A 19,913-nucleotide genomic window follows, 5' to 3' on the forward strand; every position below is an offset into this window, starting at 1 on the left:
TATAATTGAATAATTGGTGAGGAGTTGTGAATGAAAGCAATATTTTGCAATCGATTTTTTCTGCTGCTCAGCCTGCTTACGCCTTTCGGGGGAGCGGCCGCTGAACTGCCAAGAATGATTGAAAGTTGCTCAAATCAAAGACCCCAAACCCCATTCAATACCAACCTACAAAGACAGCTTGATAAGAGCCAAAATTTCCCAGAAGAAGGTGACAAAAAACGAATAACCAACATTAGTCTTCACCAACTTAATGTCTTCGATACCACTTTACCGGAAGAAGATAATGCAATTTTCCGATTTGCAAATAGAGCGCATATCACGACTAAACCCGAGGTTATTTTAAGTATCTTGCTGTTCAAACAAGGAGATCTATATTCGCAAAAAAAGCTCGTCGAATCTGAGCGTTTGCTGCGTAAACAAAGCTACCTATACGATGCGCGTATTTTTGCCCACGAAGACTGCGATGGCAATATTGAAGTGAGCGTTGTAACTCGAGATCTCTGGACCTTACTACCTGACTTGAGCTTTAGCCGTAGCGGCGGAGAAAACACTTCACGTATTGGCTTTAGAGAGTCGAACCTATTTGGTTGGGGGAAACGCCTGTCGCTGTCTCATACAAATGATAAGGACCGCTCAGGGTACCTGTTCGTTTATGACGACCCGAATATTTTATCAACCCGCCATGAAGGCAGATTGGAGTATGCTGATAATGACGATGGGAAGCGGCATTTCCTCGGTATACAAATGCCTTTTTACTCTACAGATACGCCATACAGCTACGGCGCATCATATCTTCATAACCGCCGAGTCGAAAGCCTTTATCAAGCAGGGGATGAAGTCTCTGAGTTTATTCAAAATACCGATATGATCGATACCTATTTTGGTATTGCCAAACAATTTGCAAATAATTGGACTCAACGATTAAGTTTTGGTGTACGTCACCACGAAGAGACTTTTCAACCATTATCAAAATCGTATTTGCCAGTCGCTGATGATAGAACATTAAGCTACCCCTACCTCAAGGCGCAATGGTTTGAAGATGACTTTATAAAAGTCAGAAATTTTGACTCAATTTATCGTACCGAAGATTTAAATTTAGGATGGAATATTAATGCACTCATTGGCTATTCCGATAAGCAACTAAGCGACGACGATAGTCATTTGATTTACCAGTTTCGTTTACAAACAGCCCACTTTACTTCAGAAAAAAGTCTGCTGCGAGCAGCTCTTAGCCTAGATGGACAATGGAACAGCGAGCAAAATAGAGCAAGAAATTTAATTTCAACGGCCAACTTGCAATATTATTTAAACTCATCTGTGCAAAATTCGTGGTTTGCTCATGTTGAGCTTCGGTTCGCCAAAAACCTCACTGAAGACTTGCAACTGACTTTAGGAGGTGAAACAGGCCTAAGAGGCTACCCCATCAAGTATCAACACGGCAGTAAAAGTGTATTAGTAAACCTAGAAAGGCGTTACTACTGGGAGTACGATCTACTTCAACTATTTAAAGTCGGTGGTGCAGTGTTTTTCGATATTGGACGAGTGAGAGGCAATTCACTCGTTAAAACTGACCCAAATTATTTAAAAAATATAGGCATGGGATTACGCCTAGCGCCCAGTCGAGCGAACGCAGGTTTAATGCTTCACTTAGATGTTGCCGCTCCAATTAATGGACCTGAAGACATTGATGATGTGCAGTGGCTATTCACTGTTAAGAATCGCTTTTAAGCAGCAATTGCCTATGTTATAAACGTGAAAATTTTCTATTGAGATTTTATCCTTGTCGTTTTTAACTAGTATACTAGCCGAGCAGTATCGCTTGGTTATAACCTTGGCTGTGTTATTGCTCTTCCCTATTATTTTTAAATCTAGCCAGCACTTATTGGCTAAAGTAACGCGCGGAAAAATCGATACTCACCGCAAGCAAAGGGCTGAGTTACTACTCAAAATGATCACCGCCATGGTGCTAGTATGCCTATTACTGGTGTTTTGGGGCATAGAACTTAGAGGCCTTTTAGTACTGGGTTCCTCTCTCTTTGCAATGCTAGGCGTGGCGCTATTTGCTGGTTGGTCACTGTTAAGTAACTTAACTTCATTTTTGTTAATGTTTATCCAAAACTACTGTCGCGTGGGTAATTGGGTGCGTATTGTAGAAGGCGCAAACTATGTTGAAGGGCGCATCGTTGAAATGGGTTTAATGAATGTGGTGCTTATCAACATTGATGGACACAGAGTTATTTATCCAAACAACTTGTTTGTAACGCGCCCAGTACTGGTGCTGTGTGAGGAGCCCAAAAAACCAAAAACAGCAAGTACCCCAAAGCGCGTTTTAGGACCCAAAAAATAACCGGCTCGAAGCAGGTTAATTATTTAGTTCTGTTGTGCCGTTTAAATCCACATTTTCACTCAACTCGTCAATAAACGTACCTAGTTGCTGCTCCACCATCGTATTCGCATGGGCAAAATAAGCGAGGTGGAATACAGCATCACCTTCATTTACTAACGGTAATGTTTGTTGTCCAATTACAATACCACTGCGAGGTGCAAGCACCGCAAGCTCGTTATTGCCGAGTGGATTATCAATATAGGCTAGTATCTGTCCTTTAGTAACTCGCTCACCTAGGTTCACTTGCGCTCGAACAATGCCATCGACATCAGCACGGATCCAGCTGGTTGAGGCCGCGATAACAGGCTCAGACCCTTTTTTACGACGACGTCCTTTGAGCATACGAAGTTTCTTCAATACATTTTCAACACCCTGGAGTCCCGCAGCAATCGCAAGCGGTTCAAATCTCAAGGCCTCACCTGCTTCGTAGGTGATCACGGGAATATCACGACTACTGGCTTCACTACGCAATGAACCATTGCGCAAAGTGGCATTAATTACCACAGGTGTGCCAAATGCGTGCGCCATTTCAGCAGTTGCTGGGCAAGATAAATCTGCACGCACCTGCGGTAGGTTTGAACGATGTATCGCACCTGTATGTAAATCAATGATATGCGTGCATAAACTTGCGACTTGGCTGAAGAACATATGAGCCATACGTGCACCTAAAGAACCTCGATCCGAACCAGGAAAGCAACGATTAAGATCACGCCTATCAGGCAAATAACGAGACTTATGCACAAAACCAAATACATTCACCACAGGCACAGCGATTATCGTGCCCTTAAGCTCGCGCACATCAATTCTTGCAAGTAATTGACGTACGACTTCTACACCATTGAGCTCATCACCATGAATCGCCGCACAGACAAGCACCACAGGGCCTTTTTCTATGCCATTAACTACCTCAATAGGGATGGTCAATGGTGTGTGCGTGTACAACTTGGCAACTTCCAACGATAAGGTTTTTCGTTCTCCGACGCCAATACACGTCTCTAAAAACGTGAATGGCTTGTTTATTTTAGCCTTTGCCACGTGTTGCTGTCCTCTTAGACGCTGCGTTCTTTTCAATGAACTCGATGATCATGCCCGCAATATCTTTACCAGTTGCTTTTTCAATGCCTTCAAGGCCCGGCGATGAATTCACTTCCATGACTAATGGTCCTCTGCTTGAGCGAAGTAAGTCCACACCCGCTACATTCAAGCCCATTGCTTTTGCTGCTGCGACGGCCGTTTTGCGCTCTTCTGGTGAGATACGCACTAAACTTGCGCTACCACCACGATGTAAATTGGATCGGAATTCGCCTTCTTGTGCTTGACGCTTCATTGCTGCAATCACTTTGTCACCAATTACAAAGCAGCGAATATCGGCACCACCCGCTTCTTTGATATATTCTTGTACCATGATGTTCGCTCTGAGCCCCATAAAGGCTTCAATCACGCTTTCTGCCGCTTTACGGGTTTCAGCAAGCACTACACCAATACCTTGTGTACCCTCAAGTAATTTAATAACAACAGGCGCACCACCAACCATTTCAAGTAAATCTTTCACATCATCTGGCTTGCTCGCAAAACCTGTGATTGGCATGCCAACCCCTTTACGAGATAGCAGTTGCAGTGATCTCAGTTTATCTCGCGAGCGGGTAATTGCCACAGACTCATTCAATGGATATACGCCCATCATCTCAAATTGGCGTAATACAGAACAACCGTAAAATGTGACGGACGCTCCAATCCTAGGAATAATAGCACCAACATCAGTGATTTTTTCGCCTTTAAAATGAATTTCCGGCTCTTGAGAGTTTATGTTCATATAACAACGCAACGCATCCAGCACGAGAATTTCATGACCACGTTGTTGGGCGGCTTCAATTAAACGGCGTGTTGAATATAAGCTTTTGTTGCGGGATAAAATCGCTATTTTCATTTTTAATCCGTTTTTTTAGTTAGGTATGAAGCGTTTGGGTCAACGATGATTTTTCCTGCCATAGCCGTGCGCCCAAGTAACATTCTAAATTTCATATTGTCGCGGTTCGTCAAGGTTAACTCTATTGGCCAAGTCTGCTCCGCTATGACTACATTACTCTCTATCACGTAGCGCATTTCTTTGTGACCGCCAGAATCTGTTACCTGCCGTTCGTCTTTTATCGGTGCTTCGCAACAGATTTCGATATCGGTGTTCTCTTGCTCTGGATGCAACCAAAACCTAACCCAAGGTAGGCCTTGCTTTTCATATTGCTCAACCTTAAATGCATGTAAACACGAAGTTCTTGCACCGGTATCAACTTTAGCCTTGATACGAGTAATACCGAGGTCAGGTAAAGCCAACCATTCGCGCCAGCCAACACTGATCATATTCGACATAATCGCTCCTTAAAAAACTGTCTTATACAGTTAATTTTCAGCACATAACAGCAAGTAATATTTATCCTAACAATTAGAAAAGTACATTGAATTATCAATTGTTTTGTACAACCATGTTAGTACTAACGCGCAGGAGTAAAACAATGAATCAAGGCTTAGTACATGCGGTGCAACTGGATGGTTTAGGCGGTGGTAAAGCGCTAGACGTTCTGGACAACATCTTGCCGTTGCAAGCGCAAAATAAACCATTATGGTTGCACTTTGATTATAGTGAAGAACAAACGATTTCGTGGTTAAAAGCGCAGCCTTTTATTGAAGAATGGGAACGACAAGCATTGACCACCGATGAAACTCGTCCTCGTGTTACCCAAGCAGAACATGGATTACTTCTCTTTTTACGCGGTGTAAATCTTAATCCACAACAAAGCCCAGAAGATATGGTGTCAATTCGCTGTTTTGTAAATAAACATATCTTAATCACATTTCGAAAACGTCAACTCATGTCGGCACAAGACATACTCAACTCATTGAAGAATAACAAAGGGCCAAAAAACATTGCTGACCTACTTAGCTGCTTAGTACAGCGTTTAACTGGTCGCATGCAAGATGTGATCTATCAAATAGACGAGCAGTTAGATGCATTTGAAGACGCTTTAGATAACCAAAATTCACTGATAGACGCCCCCTTACTATCGAGCACACGGCGTCAAACCATCGCTCTTAAACGATATTTAAAGCCACAACGCGTTGCAATCTCAGAACTTGTCGAATGCGAACTTGAATGGTTTAATGAAGATGCGGTTCATAAACTGGGCGAAGCAAACAATGCGCTAAGCCGCTATATCGAAGAACTTGAATCGGCCATTGAACGTGCACAGGTGATTCAACACAGCTTGTCGAATCAACTCAGTGAGCAACTCAATCAACGCATGTACGTGATGTCTGTCGTCGCAGCCTTATTTTTACCTTTGGGGTTTTTAACCGGTTTACTGGGGGTCAATATCGGCGGTATACCCGGTACTGAATCTCCGTATGCGTTCGCACTTTTCGTTATATCACTATGCTTATTAACTGGCAGTATTGGTTATTATTTCAGAGTAAAAAGGTGGCTGTAAATTAGCAATTAGCTGCTGAGGAGATGGCGCTCTCGGCAGGGATCGAACCTGCAACTTAGCTTCCGGAGAGCTACGTGATATCCATTTCACCACGAGAGCCTAACGCGATGTGTCAATGCGCTAATGATAATGGCATCGCTAAATAATTACTAGCATTTGTATGCTAGATGGTTAATAAACAAACTAAATTTTAAAAAAAAGCTATACAAGTCACAAAAAACACGATATTTAACTATGCTTATAGTTACGGTTGTTTCATTAAGCGCTGTAACAATCGAAAAACAAAGCAATTGCCCGTCGCATTATTTTAACAACAACACGGCATTGCATTTTAAACATCAAGAGGATTTTATTTATGACCCCGATGACCACTGAGCAAGTTGCTGAATTTTTAGGTGTGAAAGTGGAGCGTGTAAAGAGACTGGCGAGAGAAAATTTGTTAGTAGCAAAAGATCAAGATGCTCAGGGCCAGCCTATTTTCGATAAAACGGATGTAGAGAAATATAAAGAGTTAGCTCAACGCCTAGGCGGGATCTGAACCACAAGCTTATTGAAACGAGCGCGCAAGGGAGTTGCCTGCTTGAAATACCCTCTTTGTTCATACCAATCAATACTCAGCAACAAATATTGAATTTGATACGCCATTAGCTTTTCTTCGTCTACACGAAGTGCTTTTGACGAGTTTAACGCCAAATATTGCTCTAAAAGGTTCAACGAAGCCTTGTTAGACAAATCAAAACTACAGCATAAAGCCGCTAAGTCAAAAAACACATCGTTGTAAGCTGCATATTCAAAATCAATTAATTTAGTGCCTTGCTGAGTATTTAAGATATTGTCCACAACCAAATCATTGTGGCAAAACCCAATCGATGGAGGGCGCTGAGATATTGTTTTATGGCTCCATTGCCAAGCTGGCTTAGCATAAAGCTCACTTGTCACCTTTAGCTTTGCCACGATTGGTAAAATATCTATGCTCGCAACTTCACCTGTAGGTTGAAGCAAATGCAGCGCATGTAACACATTCGGTAAGTCATGAGAAAACCTAGTACTTTCACCAAGCTGTGGAATATAACTAAATAATGCTGCTTTTATTTGTTCATTCCAAGCAATTACCTCATGAGTGAATTGAGTTTGCCGCGCAAATTGATGTTGAGCATCAATGGCTAGTTTTGGAAAGTCACCTCTATAGCACTTGAGTAATAACGCGCCTTTGCTGGTATCTAACCAATAGTTATCGTTGCTGGTTCCTTTAGTTAATTTTTCCATCTTAAAAATAGACAACTGAGGCATTAACATCTGCAATGCAAAAGTGGGTTCTACATTATTCATTTTACAATGCCCCCAGTTTTTTGCCGTTCGCCAGTTCATACTTCTCGTACCAACACTTGTAACCCCAGCAGACCATTAGAATATAAAACACATACAGCACCAAAGTCGGGTAATAGCCCTTAAGGAAGTATAAATACATTGAAGCCGTATCAACTACTATCCAGTAAAGCCAGTTTTCTAAAACTTTTTGGGTAACAAGATAAGTGGCGACAACCGCAAAACATGTCGTAAAGCTACCAAGGTAGGCAAGTTCAGCATTGATAAAAGAATCAATAAACCATCCAGTTAACACGGCAACCAAGGATGTTCCTGAAATAACAGTAAGATGCATGCTCAAAGACCATGAACAGATTGATACTGCACTTCGATGTGAATTGGGTCGCCACATGTACCAACCAACAATAGCCATCAACATGTAATATAAGTTTAAGCTCGACTCAATATGCAGCGCCCCATTCCAATAGAGTAGAGTGTATATTAGGGTACTGACAAAGCCTATCGGCCAGCACAATACATTTTCTTTCACCACAAGGAGCAAGTATATACACGCGAGCAACGCGGCCAAATACTCCCATGGAGACATAGCCGTAAAGCTAACAAGAGAAAAGTCCAGTGTTTCTAGCATTTAGGTGATAAATCGCCATGAATAAATTTACATACAAATACCACTTTACCGTATTGTTCGAAAGAGCGCTTGATGTTGATTTGTAATTGCTCCATCACCACATCATAGTCACCAAATACCTGCGTTGACATGGTATTACACACCACATTCAATTCAGATTGCTGCTGTAAACGCGCAATAAAATCTTTTATAAAAGGCACATAATCATCATGTAAAGGATATTTACTGATCTCAACTGAAATTTGCATTCTGACTCCAACCTCTTCCTACATGTATTATTTCAAGTAGCTAGGATTTAACTTTAAATATTAACTATTTTTAATGGCTTTGCACTTTGCCAATCACCCCGAGTAAAATCGGGTATGGTCACCGACTCACTACGATTAGCCACTGACTGCGCCGATAGAGGTGAAATAACAGACCAAGCTGCGCCGTCATACACATCTTGATCGAGCGGCTCACCATTTCGCAAGCAATAGATCATTCGCCAAAACATTAAAAAGTCCATGCCGCCATGGCCGCCATTTCTCTGCGCCTCTTGGCCCATACTTAACCACAATGGATGATCATATTGCTTGTACCAGTGTGCCATATCGTAGTCCCATTCGTGAAAGCTCTTATCGCTGCCTGACTCCAGCGCAATACGATTAGGAAATCCAGCAAAGACCCCATTTGTACCTTGGATCAAATTGTGCCTCGAGTACGGTCGAGGCGTGGTCGTATCATGTTGAACTAGGATACTTCGACCTTTTACTGTCTTAATCATCGTGGTATTCATATCACCACTAATATAGTTGGCTTGGTTACGCTGATGCTCTACTGCAAATTCACGTTGCGCATACGCGGCACGCCCAAGTGCAGGAGAACTCATTGAAGTAAGATAATCGAAGCGATCACCTCGGTTTATATTCATATATTGAGAAACAGGCCCAAGACCATGGGTTGGATACAAATTACCATTACGTTTGGTGTGCCAATCAGTTCGCCACGATCCGGTTTTATGTTCAACTTCTTTCATCTGCCAACGCAGTTCGTGAATATAAGCGGCTTCGCCATGTAAGAGTTCACCAAACACGCCTTGGCGTACCATGTTCAGAACCATCAATTCATCGCGGCCATAATTGACGTTTTCCATCATCATACAATGACGTTGCGTTCGTTCCGCGGTATCAACAATTTGCCACATTTCATCAACAGTTAACGCCAGCGGTACCTCAACAAATGCATGCTTATTGCTGTTCATAGTATCGATAGCCATCGGCGCATGCCAGCGCCATGGCGTTGAGATGATCACAATATCAATGTCATCTCTTGCTAACATGTCTTGGTACGCCAACTCAGAACCAGAATATAAAACAGGTTTATCAAGGCCTTTATTTACCAAAAAATCGGCTGCACGACTAAGCACTTCATCGTGAGTGTCACAAATCGCGACTATTTGAGTGCCAGCTATATTGCTCATGCGCTTAACGTGACCATAACCACGTTGCCCCACACCAATAAAACCAACTCTGACAATATCGAGCTTGTCTGTGACCAACCCCATTACCGATTTACCTTGGCGATTGGGTGGCCAATCACTTGTGCTATTCGCACAACCAGCTAGCGCGACACCTGCCGCGGTAGCGCTTGCCACTTTGATAAAGTCACGACGATTCATTTTTTTCATTATTATTTTTTCCTTAATCGATACTTTATATAGGTACGCTACGTGAAGCATATTTCATTGCAACTTGATTGCGACCAAAGAGGATTAAGGGGAGATATAAATAGGGGGGCGCTGCTACGCCCATTTAGAACTGGCTTAGAACACCTTTAAGCACCTGCTCTTTAGCCACGACATCTTGATAAAGTTTAAATTGATTACGTGCGCGTTGGAGGTTGTGTTGTTCACGATGAACTGCAAAATAATTATCACCATCCAAAAAGTCAGTTAAAAAACGCAACCCAATCATAAATGGCATCACCTTTGCACCCAATAAGAAGCTTTGTTTTTCCTGCTCTGTCAGTGTATCCGATAGCGGTTCAACATATCCTTTCACGATGGCTTTGAAAATTTCTTCTCGCACAACTACTTTATCAAGTGCTAGAGAATCTTCAGCCTCAGGTGAACAAAAGGTACGCACCATGTCGCCAAAATCAAATAACCAGTAACCCGGCATGCAGGTATCCATGTCAATCACTGCCTTGCCTCGGTTTGTTTTGTTACAAAACAGCATGTTATTAATTTTAGTATCATTATGGCATGGCCGAAGAGGAATAACGCCAAGTACAGACTGTAAGTCATCAGCCAAACCAAATTGCGACTGACAAAAAGAAATTTCCGCTTCACACAGTTTGGCGCGATCATAGGCATCTTGCTGTAAAGTTTGCTCAAAAGTGGTAATACGCTTTGCTAAGTTATGAAAATCAGGAATAACATGATGTAACTGCTGCGCTTCAAAATCTTCTAGTGCGCGGGCAAATTGACCAAATGCATTTGCTGCTGTTTGTGCTTTCTTGCTTGAGTCAACAACGTCCTCGCTGTAACTACCACCAATAAACTCTAGCGCGCGCCATACGCCACCAGCATGCTTGACTAGATAATTATTTTCAACTGTTGGCAGGTGTTTAATGATGTTTAAGCTGTACTCACCACTTTCTGCTTTGTTAGATAGATGCTGTTCTATCGCTCTGGCGTTTTCAACTAGTTGTTCTGGGTTCGGAAATACATCGGTATTGAGTTTTTGCACCACCACCGCTTGTTTACCATCTTTGAGTAACATAGTGGTATTGATATGACCATTTCCTATTGGGTTCATCACAGGCTGCTCGCCATCAAGTCCAAATTGCTGTGATAAATGTGCAGCTACCGCACTATTTTTCATACTAACCTCGTTGCTTAGCGGCATACTCGTTAAGCATTCATTGCTTGCGTTGTTCATGTATTTTTCTCGCTACCGCTAATAATTCTTCTTTATAAGTTACACCGAACCAATGATCCTGCGCTGAATACACCGCAACCTTTAAGTCCCTTGACTCGATACTTTGCTCAACACAATTCGGCAAATAATACTCCGCCTTGACATCGTTGTCATAACCTTCTAGAAACTCGTCAAACCCTTTTTCTAAGTCAGTTAGAAAGTCAGGGGTGACCCCCCAAAATGTCATAGATGCTAGGGCCAAATCCGACAATGCGCATGTTTTACCATTGTAGGTGCCCACTATCCCTGCTTCACTTTGGTAAACATTGGTATATTCCGCCACTCGTTCCAGTTTATTCTTATTGAGTTGGCAAATACCGCGATTAACACCACCTTGATCTGACAGGGTATTTTTTAAAGGATAGGCTACCATTGCCATTTCATCCTGATTTTGCTGAAAATGAGCCATTAACTGCGTATAGGCTCGGGGGCCATAGTAGTCATCCGCGGTAATCACTATTGCAGGTCCCTGAATATAACTTTTTGCACTCAACAGAGCATGCCCTGTTCCCCATGGCTTGTTACGCATTTCAATGCACTGAGCGAACCTATCTGGCACATCGTAAATAGACTGGCGAACTAATTTCACTTCTAAATCTGAAGGTAAGCGAGGCAATATTGAGTGCTCAATTGTATCTTGTACTTCGTCATTGATCACTAGAATCACGGCTTTTATGCCCGCCAAATATGCATCATAAATGCTTAGCTCCATGATGGTACAATCAAGCAATGGTAGCTCGGCAATTTGTTTTCCACCGCCAAAACGGCTGCCTAAACCTGCTGCAAGTACCACCAACACAGGCTCATTCTTTTTGATTTGCAACAGTTAGCTCCTTTAACGGCAATAACAATAAACAGGCGCGAAAGTGTAACTTGCTTTGTGACTAATGAAAAGTCATTGCAAAAATTGCGTTAATCAAACTTTTGACATAGATATTTTATGTCCAAATACTCGTCTAAACCCTGATGCGCACCTTCTCGACCAAGACCTGATTGTTTTACGCCACCAAAAGGCGCAACAGGATTTGAGAGCATCCCCTCGTTTATCCCCACCATGCCGTAGTTTAATGCCATCGAGACTCTGTGGATTTGAGAAACATCTTGCGAGTAAAAATACGCAGCTAACCCGTCTTCAACAGTATTTGCAATGGTCAATGCTTGTACTTCATCTGCAAATGACATCACACTTACCACTGGCGCAAATACTTCTTGATTAGCGATATCCATATCCTGAGTTACCTCAGTTAATATGATCGGCGCCATAAAGGAACCTGATTGCTGCTGCCCTTGGTAAGCTACGGTCGCGCCTTTGGCAATCGCATCATCAACCAAAGCTTGCGTTTTTTGTTTGGCTTGTAATGTGATCAGGGGGCCAATGTCGACACCTTCATCTAAACCATTACCCACAACTAACTGCTCGACGGCTTTGATTAGCTGTGCTATAACAGCCTGCTCACAGCTTTGCTGAACCAATATGCGGTTTGCCGCGACACAAGTTTGTCCAGCGTTTCTAAATTTGGCAGCCATTAATCCTTCTACAGCGTGCTTGATATTTGCTGATTCAAAAACAATGAATGGCGCATTTCCACCAAGCTCCATTGACGTTCTTTTTATCGTGTCAGCACATTGCGCCAACAAGATCCGACCCACTTGCGTAGAACCTGTAAACGTTATTTTTCGAATATTCGAATTTTCACACAAAGGCTTAATCAACTGCGCAGAATCAGTGGTGAGTAGTACTTGAAACGCGCCTTTTTCCATACCAGCTCGTAATGCAAGCTGTGCCAATGCGAGCGCTGACAAAGGCGTTAATTCTGAAGGCTTTAAAATAAAACTACACCCCGCGGCATAAGCTGGAGCAACTTTACGGGTGATCATGGCCAGTGGAAAGTTCCAAGGTGTGATCCCAAGTACGACACCGACGCCTTGTTTCACAACACGTAACTCATGCAGGCTATCATGAGCGGGAATAATTTCACCATAGTTTCGTTTCGCCTGCTCTGCATACCATTGAATGAAGCCTGCTGCGTAATCGACCTCCCCCAACGCCTCTTTGAGCGGTTTGCCCTGCTCTTCGGTAAGCAAACGCGCAAGAACTGGCTTGTGTTCAATGATGAGTTCATACCACCTGATTAAAACATCACTGCGCTGGGCTGCACTCGTCGCTTTTAAACCTTCAAACGTCTTCAATGCAGCTCTGAGTGCTCGCTGAACACCCGTTTCATCCACCTCAGATACATATGATACTTGGGCTTGTGTCGCAGGATTCAACACCGCAAAATACGTTTGTCCCTGATATGCTTCTCCCGCGATCAATGAATGTTCCAATTGTGCTAGTAAACTCATCTTGCCCTCAAAACAAAAAACCGCAGCACTTAGCGCGGTTTATGATTTTATTTAACTCATAGAGTAATACTAATCCTAAAACTCTTTAACAACAAATGTCAGGGGCTTTTGAGGTGGTAATAAGTCATGTGCTTTTTTGAATTATCACAAAGTGATACTCTGCGCATTACTGACAATTATCATTTAACCTATAGCCTTTAAAAATGAAATTAAGTTTCGCACAGTTTCAGTTCGACCTAGAACAACAACTGCTCTCGCAGCAAGGTAAAATAGTACCGTTAAATGATAAAGCTACTCAATTGCTGATGCTGTTTTTAAAACATCCAAACGAGCTACTAAGCAAAGCACATATACTCGATACAGTATGGCCAGGTCGAGTGGTATCCGATCAAGTTATTTTTCAAAATATCAGTCAATTAAGAACATTATTCGGCCCTGACTCAATCAAAACGTTCAGTAAAAAAGGCTACCAATGGCAGCTTGATGTCGCACCTTTCCAACCTGAAGCTCCATTGGTCAAACCAACAGCCCAAATCGATATAGCGCCGAAAAAGTACCGGCCTCGAAGCAAACACCTACTTATCATTGCGCTATTTATCATTAGTACACTTAGCTTGCTAACTGTGATGCTGAATAACGAAGGGAAAAGTACCTTAAAACAAGAACGAGTAATACTAATAGATACTCAGAGCCCTGATACCAGTATATTAGTTCCTCTCAAAGCACAAACTTTGTTTGATTCCCCTTACGTTACATGGCAAAAGTATGCACCAAATAAGCAACAGTGGCTTGTCGCTAGCCGTTGGTATCCGATGCAGTCGGGTGGCGCGCTACGTTTTCATATTCAAGGGGAAAAAAGGCGATGGCAAGACCACATTTACGCATCAAATAAAACACAGGCGACTCAACAGTTACAGCAACTGCTCAACATGCTCTCCACGACACAATATTTTACTCTAAACAATGACATGCAAGCGCTAGCACTGCTTCAAGTACTCAGAGATAAAAAAGACAACAACACGTTACTTGCACAGCAACTTGCACAGCTATATTTTAAACTCAATGAGCTGGATACAGCGGAAGTGGCCGCGTCTGTGCAGATCACCGCAGCCTCCTCTGAACTGCAACAAGGGTTAGCTTATTTACTGAAGGCTAAAATAAGTCAATGGGATCAGCAGTGGTCAACAGCCCGCCATGATGTAGATGCGGCAATTGCGTTATTCCGTCAGCTTCAGCTAGCACATTTAGAATCGCAAGCTTTAATTGAGTCTTCTTGGCTTTACTTGGTAAATCAGCAATTTAGAGAAGCCATAGCGGTACTGAATCAAGCTGTCAGTAAGGCCAGAGAAAGTAACGAGCCGTTATTAGAAGTAACGGCCCATCTCACGCAGTCATTTATGGCCTCCAAATCTGGGCAAACTGAATTAATGTACGCCCAGTTAAGTCTTGCCAAAGAGCTCATCAAGCTACATCAGCTGGCCGAAGTCCATCACGTCCCCGTACTTAGTCACTTAGCTTGGATAGCAGCCACAGAGAAAGAGGCGCTTCCCCACTATGTGAAGTTATTAGATTATGCGTATTCTGCAAAATACGATTATGACTTTCATAATGCAGCCTCTCACGTCAGAGACATCTATATAACTCAACAGCAATGGCAAAAGGTTCTAGGCACAATTAAATCGTGGCAACGTCCCTCATTTGCCTTTCTAACCAAGACACATGTCGCCATGGCCCGAGGCCAAACCAATAGCGCGATTGAATATGCACTTAATGCATATAATCAGGCACTACTTGCTCATCATAAAGTGGATGCACTTGACGCGGCATTACTATTAGCAAAACTCAATATCAGTGTGAATAATCAAACCGAGGCCAATAAATTTATTCAGTACATCAAAACCAATGCCACTCGAAGGTGGCGCAGCCAAAATCAACTACAACTGACACAAATTGAAAAGAGCAGCACTTAATGAGGCTGCTCACTCAACAATTGCTTAACGGCAATGCCCACTTAAGACTCGATAGGCTGTAGCTCTAACCAGCCCAATGCCCAATAATCAAAACCAACACGCTGCACGGTAAGCGCTAACTGATGTCGACCCTTTTCCAAATAAAGCGTGTGCCTTTGGCCTTGTTTATCGTCAATGTCGCTTTCATAGGCCACGCGCTTTATGAGTTTATTGTCAATCCATAGTTTAAAAAACTCACCATCTTGCCGGCTATTTCCACGGTAATTGAGCTTATACCACCCCGCCTGTTTAACATCGATATCGAAATGGATTGTTGAGACAAGTTGCTCATGTAAATGATTCACTTTAGATAAAAAGTAAAACTCAGGTTCGGATTCTTTGGCTTTACGATGTCTTGCCCAAACATTATTTAACTCAGTGGCGTCACGCATATCGAAGCGACCAGGGATCTGAACGATTTTCTCTTGCTCTATCACCACAGCAGGTGTCGGTAAACTACCCCAATCTCGTGTTTTTGATACGATGCGAAAACTATTCCCCACCTCAGTCACTGAAACCGGTATGGAGGTTTGTACAGCTGATACACTGCTGATTTGTTCGTAGTGGTTTTCAAAAAAACCTCCTAGTAAGTGCCCATAAGGTGTTATGGAGCGATATATATCGTAACCAATGACTCGTTGATCGCGACTTGGCTGCCAGCTTAATGTGTATTTATTTTTCTCTAGTGGCAATAATTGCACGCTTTGTGGGGCTGCTGGGAGAGTTGGTCGCGTTGCCAATCGCGTTTTTTGTGCGTGCAGTAAGTCTTGTTCAAATTGCGCTGTAGAACTGTGGACTTTCGCACTCTGACCGTTTCTTGCCAATCGAAAACCCATCATAGCCCCAGGTGACCAACCTACGCGCTTGTAGCGCCCTCTTTCTTGTGACGGTTGAGGTGGAAAATGCCAAGTACTTCCTCGATGGCCGATAAATTCACATTGCTCAATATCTAACTCTTGCTCTGTTCTAGCCCGATACCCTTCGTAATAACAGCTGCCCAGTAATTGCGAAACATTGCCATCCATGTCATACAGCCCAAATGGGTTTGGACGATATAATCCCGTTATAGAAATATAAGGCTCGCCATCGTCACAATTAGCATGACCAATAAAGCCAACATAGCTCGCGCCGTAAGTTTGATTTGGGTGATATTCACCGGAGCGATCTGCAAAATTGCCATACAAGCACGCTTGGCTCATATCAAAATCATCGCCCCAAAAGTAGCGACTGGTGGTATTCGCTTTTAATGCATACTCAAACTCTTCCTCTGTTGGCAGTCGGTAACCACCATTTGTTTTTTCATTGAGCCAGTCTATATAAGCCTGTGCTTCACGCATATTCATACATGTGACGGGTTGATATTCACTTTTTAAATAGCGGTTTTTATCCCAACGAGCGGTGCCCACATCATTGGGGCTAGATAGCCAGTTTTTGTCCAATTTATCCTTACAGTTCGCCTCAATAGGAAAACTTGTATCTTCAATAAACTTTCTAAACTCAGCCACCGTGACAGGATACTTGGCCATTTGGAATGCCTCCACGGAGACCGAATGCATTGGGCTTGCTGACTTATCGCCAATATTACTGCCCATCATAAATTCCCCTGTGGGAATGTTGACCATAGCAGGCGCTATGAAATCACTGGCAAAGCTAGGAATGCTTAAAGCCGCGCAACAAAACGCCACAGATAAAGACAATTGTGTACTCAGTTTTTTATTTTTCATATGTACCTCGTTTTTAAAATCGCTTTCAAGGTACTTAGAGCAAAAGTACAAAGCCTCAGATTATTCAATAAAATAACTTAAATTTTTCTATTGGAAATATAACCATTACTTTCAATAAATTAAGCTTGGTGCTGTACTAGAAAGAGGAGTGTGAATGGGAGTTAATATAGTTTGTAGTGGAACAAAAACAAAAAAACCACAGGCTAAGCTGTGGTTTTTTAAAACACGAAGCTAATTAATGTTCTTCGTTGACGATGTTTAAGTTGTACTTTGGAATTTCAACCACAAGGTCTTCATCAGCGATAACCGCTTGGCAACCTAGGCGAGACTCAGCTTCTAAGCCCCATGCTTTATCTAGCATATCGTCTTCAAGCTCATCACTTTCTTCTAATGAGTCAAAACCTTCACGAACGATCACATGGCACGTTGTACACGCACACGACTTCTCACACGCATGTGGAATACTAATGCCGTTTTTAAGCGCTGCGTCTAATACTGTTTGCCCTTTCGGCGCTTCAATTGCGGCACCTTCCGGACACAGCTCTTCATGGGGTAAAAAGATGATCTGTGGCATATTAAACCTCGTCTACCGACTGCCCTTGCAGTGCTTGTTTGATTGATACATCCATACGGCGCGAAGCAAATTCACTGCTCGCCGCATCTACTTTTTCTATTGCATCTTTGATTTCATCTGGCGACTTTGCTTGCTCACGCACATTAGCAAGTAGAGTCATTTGCGCTCTTAACTGCGCCAACTCTTGCTCATTGAGTAATGCACTGTCTGTTGCTAGTGACGCTTCTAGCGCCTCTAAAACACGTAATGCTTCAACCTGTTGCTCTTTAAGCATACGCGCTTGCATATCTTCTTTGGCGTTGCTCATTGAGTCTTTTAGCATTTGCGCCACTTGGTCGTCCGATAAGCCAAATGATGGTTTTACTTGAATTTCAGCCTGCACACCCGTCGATTTTTCCATCGCAGATACACTCAACAAACCATCCGCATCGACTTTAAAAGTCACACGAATATGCGCAGCACCGGCAGCCATTGGTGGAATGCCTTTTAGGCTAAATTTAGCCAAAGAGCGGCAATCATCCACTAACTCACGTTCGCCTTGCAATACGTGTAATGACATGGCCGTTTGACCATCTTTGAACGTGGTAAATTCTTGCGCACGCGCCACTGGAATAGTGGTGTTACGCGGGATGATTTTTTCAACCAATCCACCCATGGTTTCTAAACCAAGAGACAGCGGCAAGACATCTAGTAGCAGCATATCTGAATCAGGCTTATTGCCCACTAAAATATCCGCTTGAATAGCCGCACCGATAGCAACAACTCTGTCAGGGTCAATTGAGGTCAATGGCTTTTTCGCGAAGAAAGCTTCCACTTGTTCACGAATAACGGGCATACGGGTTGAACCGCCGACCATCACCACTTGCAAAATTTCTTCATTGCTCACACCGGCATCTTTCGCTGCGCGACGACATGCTCTGAGGGTTTTCTTAACCAGTGGACTCACTAACTCAGCAAACTCAGCGCGTGTGATAGTCACAGTGTGGCTTTGCTCACGCAACTCGAGTTTTACATTCACTGTTTCGTAGCTACTGAGCGCTTCTTTACAAGCTTTGGCTTTATTGATGAACAAGCGCAGTTCTTTGGCGTTTAAATCGGTAATACCGGTTTGCGACTTGAAAAAGGTTACCAGCATAGAATCAAAGTCATCACCGCCAAGGCTTGAATCACCACCCGTAGCCAGTACTTCAAATACACCTTGATTCAAGCGTAAGATGGAAATATCGAATGTACCACCACCCAAGTCATACACTGCAATCACGCCCTCTTGGCCTGAGTCGAGTCCATAGGCAACCGCTGCCGCAGTCGGTTCATTTAATAAACGAAGTACTTTTAACCCTGCCAGTTCCGCTGCATCTTTGGTGCTTTGACGCTGCGCATCATCAAAATAAGCAGGTACCGTGATCACGGCACCTTGCAATTCTTCACCCGCAAAACTCAGCTCAGCTCGGTTGCGTAAACTTTTTAAAATTTCCGCAGAAGCTTGCACTGGACTAATTGGGCCTGCCACAGTGCTAATTGCAAGACCGCCATCCGCTTGTACAAACTCATAGGGTAATTGACCATAGCTTTGCTCAATTTCTGACGCAGTTTTACCTAAAAAGCGTTTTACCGAAATTAAAGTGTTTGTTGGATCTTCCCCAGAGGCTTGCTGTGCAGCACTGCCCACCACAACCTCATCCGCTTGATAGCGAACAACGGAGGGTAGCATCACTGAGCCGTCAAAATCAGCCAGTGTTTTGGCTTCGCCACTTTGTACCGTCGCGACCAACGAATTAGTAGTACCTAAGTCGATACCAATTGCTAATTTATGTTCATGTGGTGCCGCGCTCTGCCCCGGCTCAGCAATTTGCAATAATGCCATAATGCTCTTCACTGTTGAGGCTCACACTATAATGTAAGCCACTAAAAATTAATCAAATAAACTGTCTTCAATGCGCGCCAGTTCATCGCGCAACTTATAAACAAACTTGAGCTTGCGGATGTTGTCGGCCGCTAAATGCAAATCTTCTTGATTGTCGCTACTCAGCTGTGCGGCTAACTGATGACTAAATTGCTTATCTAGTGCTTTTATCTGCTGTTCAAAATCTTCGATTGCCGCATCAACATCATTGCTATCTGGCAACTCTTCAAGCGCTTCACGTAGCTCCATTTGCTGCATTAAAAACATCGGGTCTTGCAGCGTTTGTTGCTCAGCGCGAATGTCCACACCGCGCTCGCTCAACATATACTCAGCGCGCTTTACAGGGTGTTTGAGCACCGCTAAAGCATCATTGATTTCAGCCGTTTTTTGCACCGCAATTAGTTTCTCTCGCTCGCTTTTCCCAGCAAAACGATCGGGATGAACAACGCGCTGTAATTCTAGGTAATGCTGGTTTATTTTTGCAAGATCAACATCATACTGTACTGGAATATCAAACAACTCAAAATAACGCATGTTCGTTCACTTCACTCTTTGTGCGTGCAAAAGCGCACTGC

At 43.1% G+C, this 19,913-nt stretch carries 19 protein-coding genes and 1 tRNA gene; 5 read left to right on the forward strand and 15 right to left on the reverse strand.

Annotated elements, in window-relative coordinates; genetic code table 11:
* Nucleotides 1-30: 30 nt before the first annotated feature.
* Nucleotides 31-1,728 (forward strand): BamA/TamA family outer membrane protein, encoded by a 1,698-nt coding sequence (locus tag ACW689_RS09015; protein WP_476290501.1) that lies wholly within the window; start codon nucleotides 31-33, stop codon nucleotides 1,726-1,728.
* A gap of 52 nt (nucleotides 1,729-1,780) precedes the next feature.
* Nucleotides 1,781-2,347, forward strand: coding sequence for a mechanosensitive ion channel domain-containing protein (locus ACW689_RS09020; protein ID WP_476290503.1), 567 nt, complete (start codon nucleotides 1,781-1,783; stop codon nucleotides 2,345-2,347).
* A gap of 15 nt (nucleotides 2,348-2,362) precedes the next feature.
* On the opposite strand, the gene ACW689_RS09025 is transcribed toward ACW689_RS09020, so the two are convergent.
* From ACW689_RS09025 to ACW689_RS09035, 3 genes are read right to left on the reverse strand one after another with little or no spacing between them, the layout of a single operon-like run.
* On the reverse strand, nucleotides 2,363-3,421 hold the full coding sequence (locus ACW689_RS09025) for a succinylglutamate desuccinylase/aspartoacylase family protein (protein WP_476290505.1): 1,059 nt from the start codon (nucleotides 3,419-3,421) through the stop codon (nucleotides 2,363-2,365).
* Nucleotides 3,408-4,313 carry a 30S ribosomal protein S6--L-glutamate ligase gene (gene rimK, locus ACW689_RS09030; protein WP_476290507.1) on the reverse strand — a complete coding sequence of 302 codons (906 nt, stop codon included), beginning with the start codon at nucleotides 4,311-4,313 and terminating at the stop codon, nucleotides 3,408-3,410. Before rimK ends, ACW689_RS09025 begins: the two co-directional genes overlap by 14 nt.
* Nucleotides 4,314-4,315: 2 nt before the next feature.
* Nucleotides 4,316-4,750 carry an ATP-dependent zinc protease family protein gene (locus ACW689_RS09035; protein WP_476290509.1) on the reverse strand — a complete coding sequence of 145 codons (435 nt, stop codon included), beginning with the start codon at nucleotides 4,748-4,750 and terminating at the stop codon, nucleotides 4,316-4,318.
* 143 nt (nucleotides 4,751-4,893) lie between these two features.
* Here ACW689_RS09035 and ACW689_RS09040 point away from each other — a divergent pair, with 143 nt between their 5' ends.
* On the forward strand, nucleotides 4,894-5,865 hold the full coding sequence (locus ACW689_RS09040; RefSeq protein ID WP_476290511.1) for a zinc transporter ZntB: 972 nt from the start codon (nucleotides 4,894-4,896) through the stop codon (nucleotides 5,863-5,865).
* A 24-nt stretch (nucleotides 5,866-5,889) separates the two neighbouring features.
* On the opposite strand, the gene ACW689_RS09045 is transcribed toward ACW689_RS09040, so the two are convergent.
* Nucleotides 5,890-5,964: transfer RNA gene (locus ACW689_RS09045), tRNA-Arg, on the reverse strand.
* Between the two features lie 256 nt (nucleotides 5,965-6,220).
* On the opposite strand from ACW689_RS09045, the gene ACW689_RS09050 reads away from it, so the two are divergent.
* Nucleotides 6,221-6,403, forward strand: coding sequence for a helix-turn-helix domain-containing protein (locus ACW689_RS09050; RefSeq protein WP_476290513.1), 183 nt, complete (start codon nucleotides 6,221-6,223; stop codon nucleotides 6,401-6,403).
* On the opposite strand, the gene ACW689_RS09055 is transcribed toward ACW689_RS09050, so the two are convergent.
* The 7 genes from ACW689_RS09055 to ACW689_RS09085 all read right to left on the reverse strand — a co-directional run bounded on the left by ACW689_RS09055 (nucleotide 6,382) and on the right by ACW689_RS09085 (nucleotide 13,128).
* Nucleotides 6,382-7,194 (reverse strand): phosphotransferase, encoded by an 813-nt coding sequence (locus ACW689_RS09055; protein ID WP_476290515.1) that lies wholly within the window; start codon nucleotides 7,192-7,194, stop codon nucleotides 6,382-6,384. The two genes, ACW689_RS09050 and ACW689_RS09055, sit on opposite strands and share 22 nt — an antisense overlap.
* 1 nt (nucleotide 7,195) lies before the next feature.
* The gene (pnuC, locus tag ACW689_RS09060; RefSeq protein ID WP_476290517.1) at nucleotides 7,196-7,819 is read right to left on the reverse strand and encodes a nicotinamide riboside transporter PnuC; all 624 of its coding nucleotides are present in this window, start codon (nucleotides 7,817-7,819) and stop codon (nucleotides 7,196-7,198) included.
* A complete protein-coding gene (locus tag ACW689_RS09065) occupies nucleotides 7,813-8,067 on the reverse strand; it encodes a YkoF family thiamine/hydroxymethylpyrimidine-binding protein (protein ID WP_476290519.1) in 255 nt (84 codons plus the stop codon). Before ACW689_RS09065 ends, pnuC begins: the two co-directional genes overlap by 7 nt.
* Nucleotides 8,068-8,120: 53 nt before the next feature.
* Nucleotides 8,121-9,488 carry a Gfo/Idh/MocA family oxidoreductase gene (locus tag ACW689_RS09070; protein ID WP_476290521.1) on the reverse strand — a complete coding sequence of 456 codons (1,368 nt, stop codon included), beginning with the start codon at nucleotides 9,486-9,488 and terminating at the stop codon, nucleotides 8,121-8,123.
* 124 nt (nucleotides 9,489-9,612) lie between these two features.
* Nucleotides 9,613-10,686, reverse strand: a complete 1,074-nt coding sequence (locus ACW689_RS09075; protein WP_476290523.1) for a phosphotransferase enzyme family protein — start codon at nucleotides 10,684-10,686, stop codon at nucleotides 9,613-9,615.
* Between the two features lie 37 nt (nucleotides 10,687-10,723).
* Nucleotides 10,724-11,599: an NTP transferase domain-containing protein gene (locus ACW689_RS09080; protein ID WP_476290691.1), complete on the reverse strand. Its 876-nt coding sequence runs from the start codon at nucleotides 11,597-11,599 to the stop codon at nucleotides 10,724-10,726.
* A 95-nt stretch (nucleotides 11,600-11,694) separates the two neighbouring features.
* Entirely contained in the window at nucleotides 11,695-13,128 is a 1,434-nt protein-coding gene (locus ACW689_RS09085) for an NAD-dependent succinate-semialdehyde dehydrogenase (RefSeq protein ID WP_476290525.1), read from the reverse strand.
* Between the two features lie 203 nt (nucleotides 13,129-13,331).
* Between ACW689_RS09085 and ACW689_RS09090 the strand changes: the two genes are divergently transcribed.
* Nucleotides 13,332-15,098 (forward strand): winged helix-turn-helix domain-containing protein, encoded by a 1,767-nt coding sequence (locus ACW689_RS09090; RefSeq protein ID WP_476290527.1) that lies wholly within the window; start codon nucleotides 13,332-13,334, stop codon nucleotides 15,096-15,098.
* Between the two features lie 41 nt (nucleotides 15,099-15,139).
* Here ACW689_RS09090 and ACW689_RS09095 read toward each other — a convergent pair whose 3' ends face one another.
* The 4 genes from ACW689_RS09095 to hscB all read right to left on the reverse strand — a co-directional run bounded on the left by ACW689_RS09095 (nucleotide 15,140) and on the right by hscB (nucleotide 19,872).
* Nucleotides 15,140-16,861 carry an SUMF1/EgtB/PvdO family nonheme iron enzyme gene (locus ACW689_RS09095; RefSeq protein WP_476290529.1) on the reverse strand — a complete coding sequence of 574 codons (1,722 nt, stop codon included), beginning with the start codon at nucleotides 16,859-16,861 and terminating at the stop codon, nucleotides 15,140-15,142.
* Between the two features lie 235 nt (nucleotides 16,862-17,096).
* Nucleotides 17,097-17,435, reverse strand: a complete 339-nt coding sequence (fdx, locus tag ACW689_RS09100) for an ISC system 2Fe-2S type ferredoxin (protein WP_171627038.1) — start codon at nucleotides 17,433-17,435, stop codon at nucleotides 17,097-17,099.
* Nucleotide 17,436: 1 nt separating this feature from the next.
* Nucleotides 17,437-19,299: a Fe-S protein assembly chaperone HscA gene (gene hscA, locus ACW689_RS09105; protein ID WP_476290531.1), complete on the reverse strand. Its 1,863-nt coding sequence runs from the start codon at nucleotides 19,297-19,299 to the stop codon at nucleotides 17,437-17,439.
* 48 nt (nucleotides 19,300-19,347) lie between these two features.
* On the reverse strand, nucleotides 19,348-19,872 hold the full coding sequence (gene hscB / locus ACW689_RS09110) for a co-chaperone HscB (RefSeq protein WP_476290533.1): 525 nt from the start codon (nucleotides 19,870-19,872) through the stop codon (nucleotides 19,348-19,350).
* Between the last annotated feature and the right edge of the window lie 41 nt (nucleotides 19,873-19,913).

It is taken from the genome of Pseudoalteromonas sp. ABE4_541, from assembly GCF_056312285.1.

Excerpts from the sequence above, each read along its gene's own strand:
- ACW689_RS09015 (WP_476290501.1), top strand. The coding sequence starts at position 31 with ATGAAAGCAATATTTTGCAATCGATTTTTTCTGCTGCTCAGCCTGCTT.
- rimK (WP_476290507.1), bottom strand. The coding sequence starts at position 4,313 with ATGAAAATAGCGATTTTATCCCGCAACAAAAGCTTATATTCAACACGC.
- ACW689_RS09035 (WP_476290509.1), bottom strand. The coding sequence starts at position 4,750 with ATGTCGAATATGATCAGTGTTGGCTGGCGCGAATGGTTGGCTTTACCT.
- ACW689_RS09040 (WP_476290511.1), top strand. The coding sequence starts at position 4,894 with ATGAATCAAGGCTTAGTACATGCGGTGCAACTGGATGGTTTAGGCGGT.
- ACW689_RS09050 (WP_476290513.1), top strand. The coding sequence starts at position 6,221 with ATGACCCCGATGACCACTGAGCAAGTTGCTGAATTTTTAGGTGTGAAA.
- ACW689_RS09055 (WP_476290515.1), bottom strand. The coding sequence starts at position 7,194 with ATGAATAATGTAGAACCCACTTTTGCATTGCAGATGTTAATGCCTCAG.
- pnuC (WP_476290517.1), bottom strand. The coding sequence starts at position 7,819 with ATGCTAGAAACACTGGACTTTTCTCTTGTTAGCTTTACGGCTATGTCT.
- ACW689_RS09065 (WP_476290519.1), bottom strand. The coding sequence starts at position 8,067 with ATGCAAATTTCAGTTGAGATCAGTAAATATCCTTTACATGATGATTAT.
- ACW689_RS09070 (WP_476290521.1), bottom strand. The coding sequence starts at position 9,488 with ATGAAAAAAATGAATCGTCGTGACTTTATCAAAGTGGCAAGCGCTACC.
- ACW689_RS09075 (WP_476290523.1), bottom strand. The coding sequence starts at position 10,686 with ATGAAAAATAGTGCGGTAGCTGCACATTTATCACAGCAATTTGGACTT.
- ACW689_RS09085 (WP_476290525.1), bottom strand. The coding sequence starts at position 13,128 with ATGAGTTTACTAGCACAATTGGAACATTCATTGATCGCGGGAGAAGCA.
- ACW689_RS09090 (WP_476290527.1), top strand. The coding sequence starts at position 13,332 with ATGAAATTAAGTTTCGCACAGTTTCAGTTCGACCTAGAACAACAACTG.
- ACW689_RS09095 (WP_476290529.1), bottom strand. The coding sequence starts at position 16,861 with ATGAAAAATAAAAAACTGAGTACACAATTGTCTTTATCTGTGGCGTTT.
- fdx (WP_171627038.1), bottom strand. The coding sequence starts at position 17,435 with ATGCCACAGATCATCTTTTTACCCCATGAAGAGCTGTGTCCGGAAGGT.
- hscA (WP_476290531.1), bottom strand. The coding sequence starts at position 19,299 with ATGGCATTATTGCAAATTGCTGAGCCGGGGCAGAGCGCGGCACCACAT.
- hscB (WP_476290533.1), bottom strand. The coding sequence starts at position 19,872 with ATGCGTTATTTTGAGTTGTTTGATATTCCAGTACAGTATGATGTTGAT.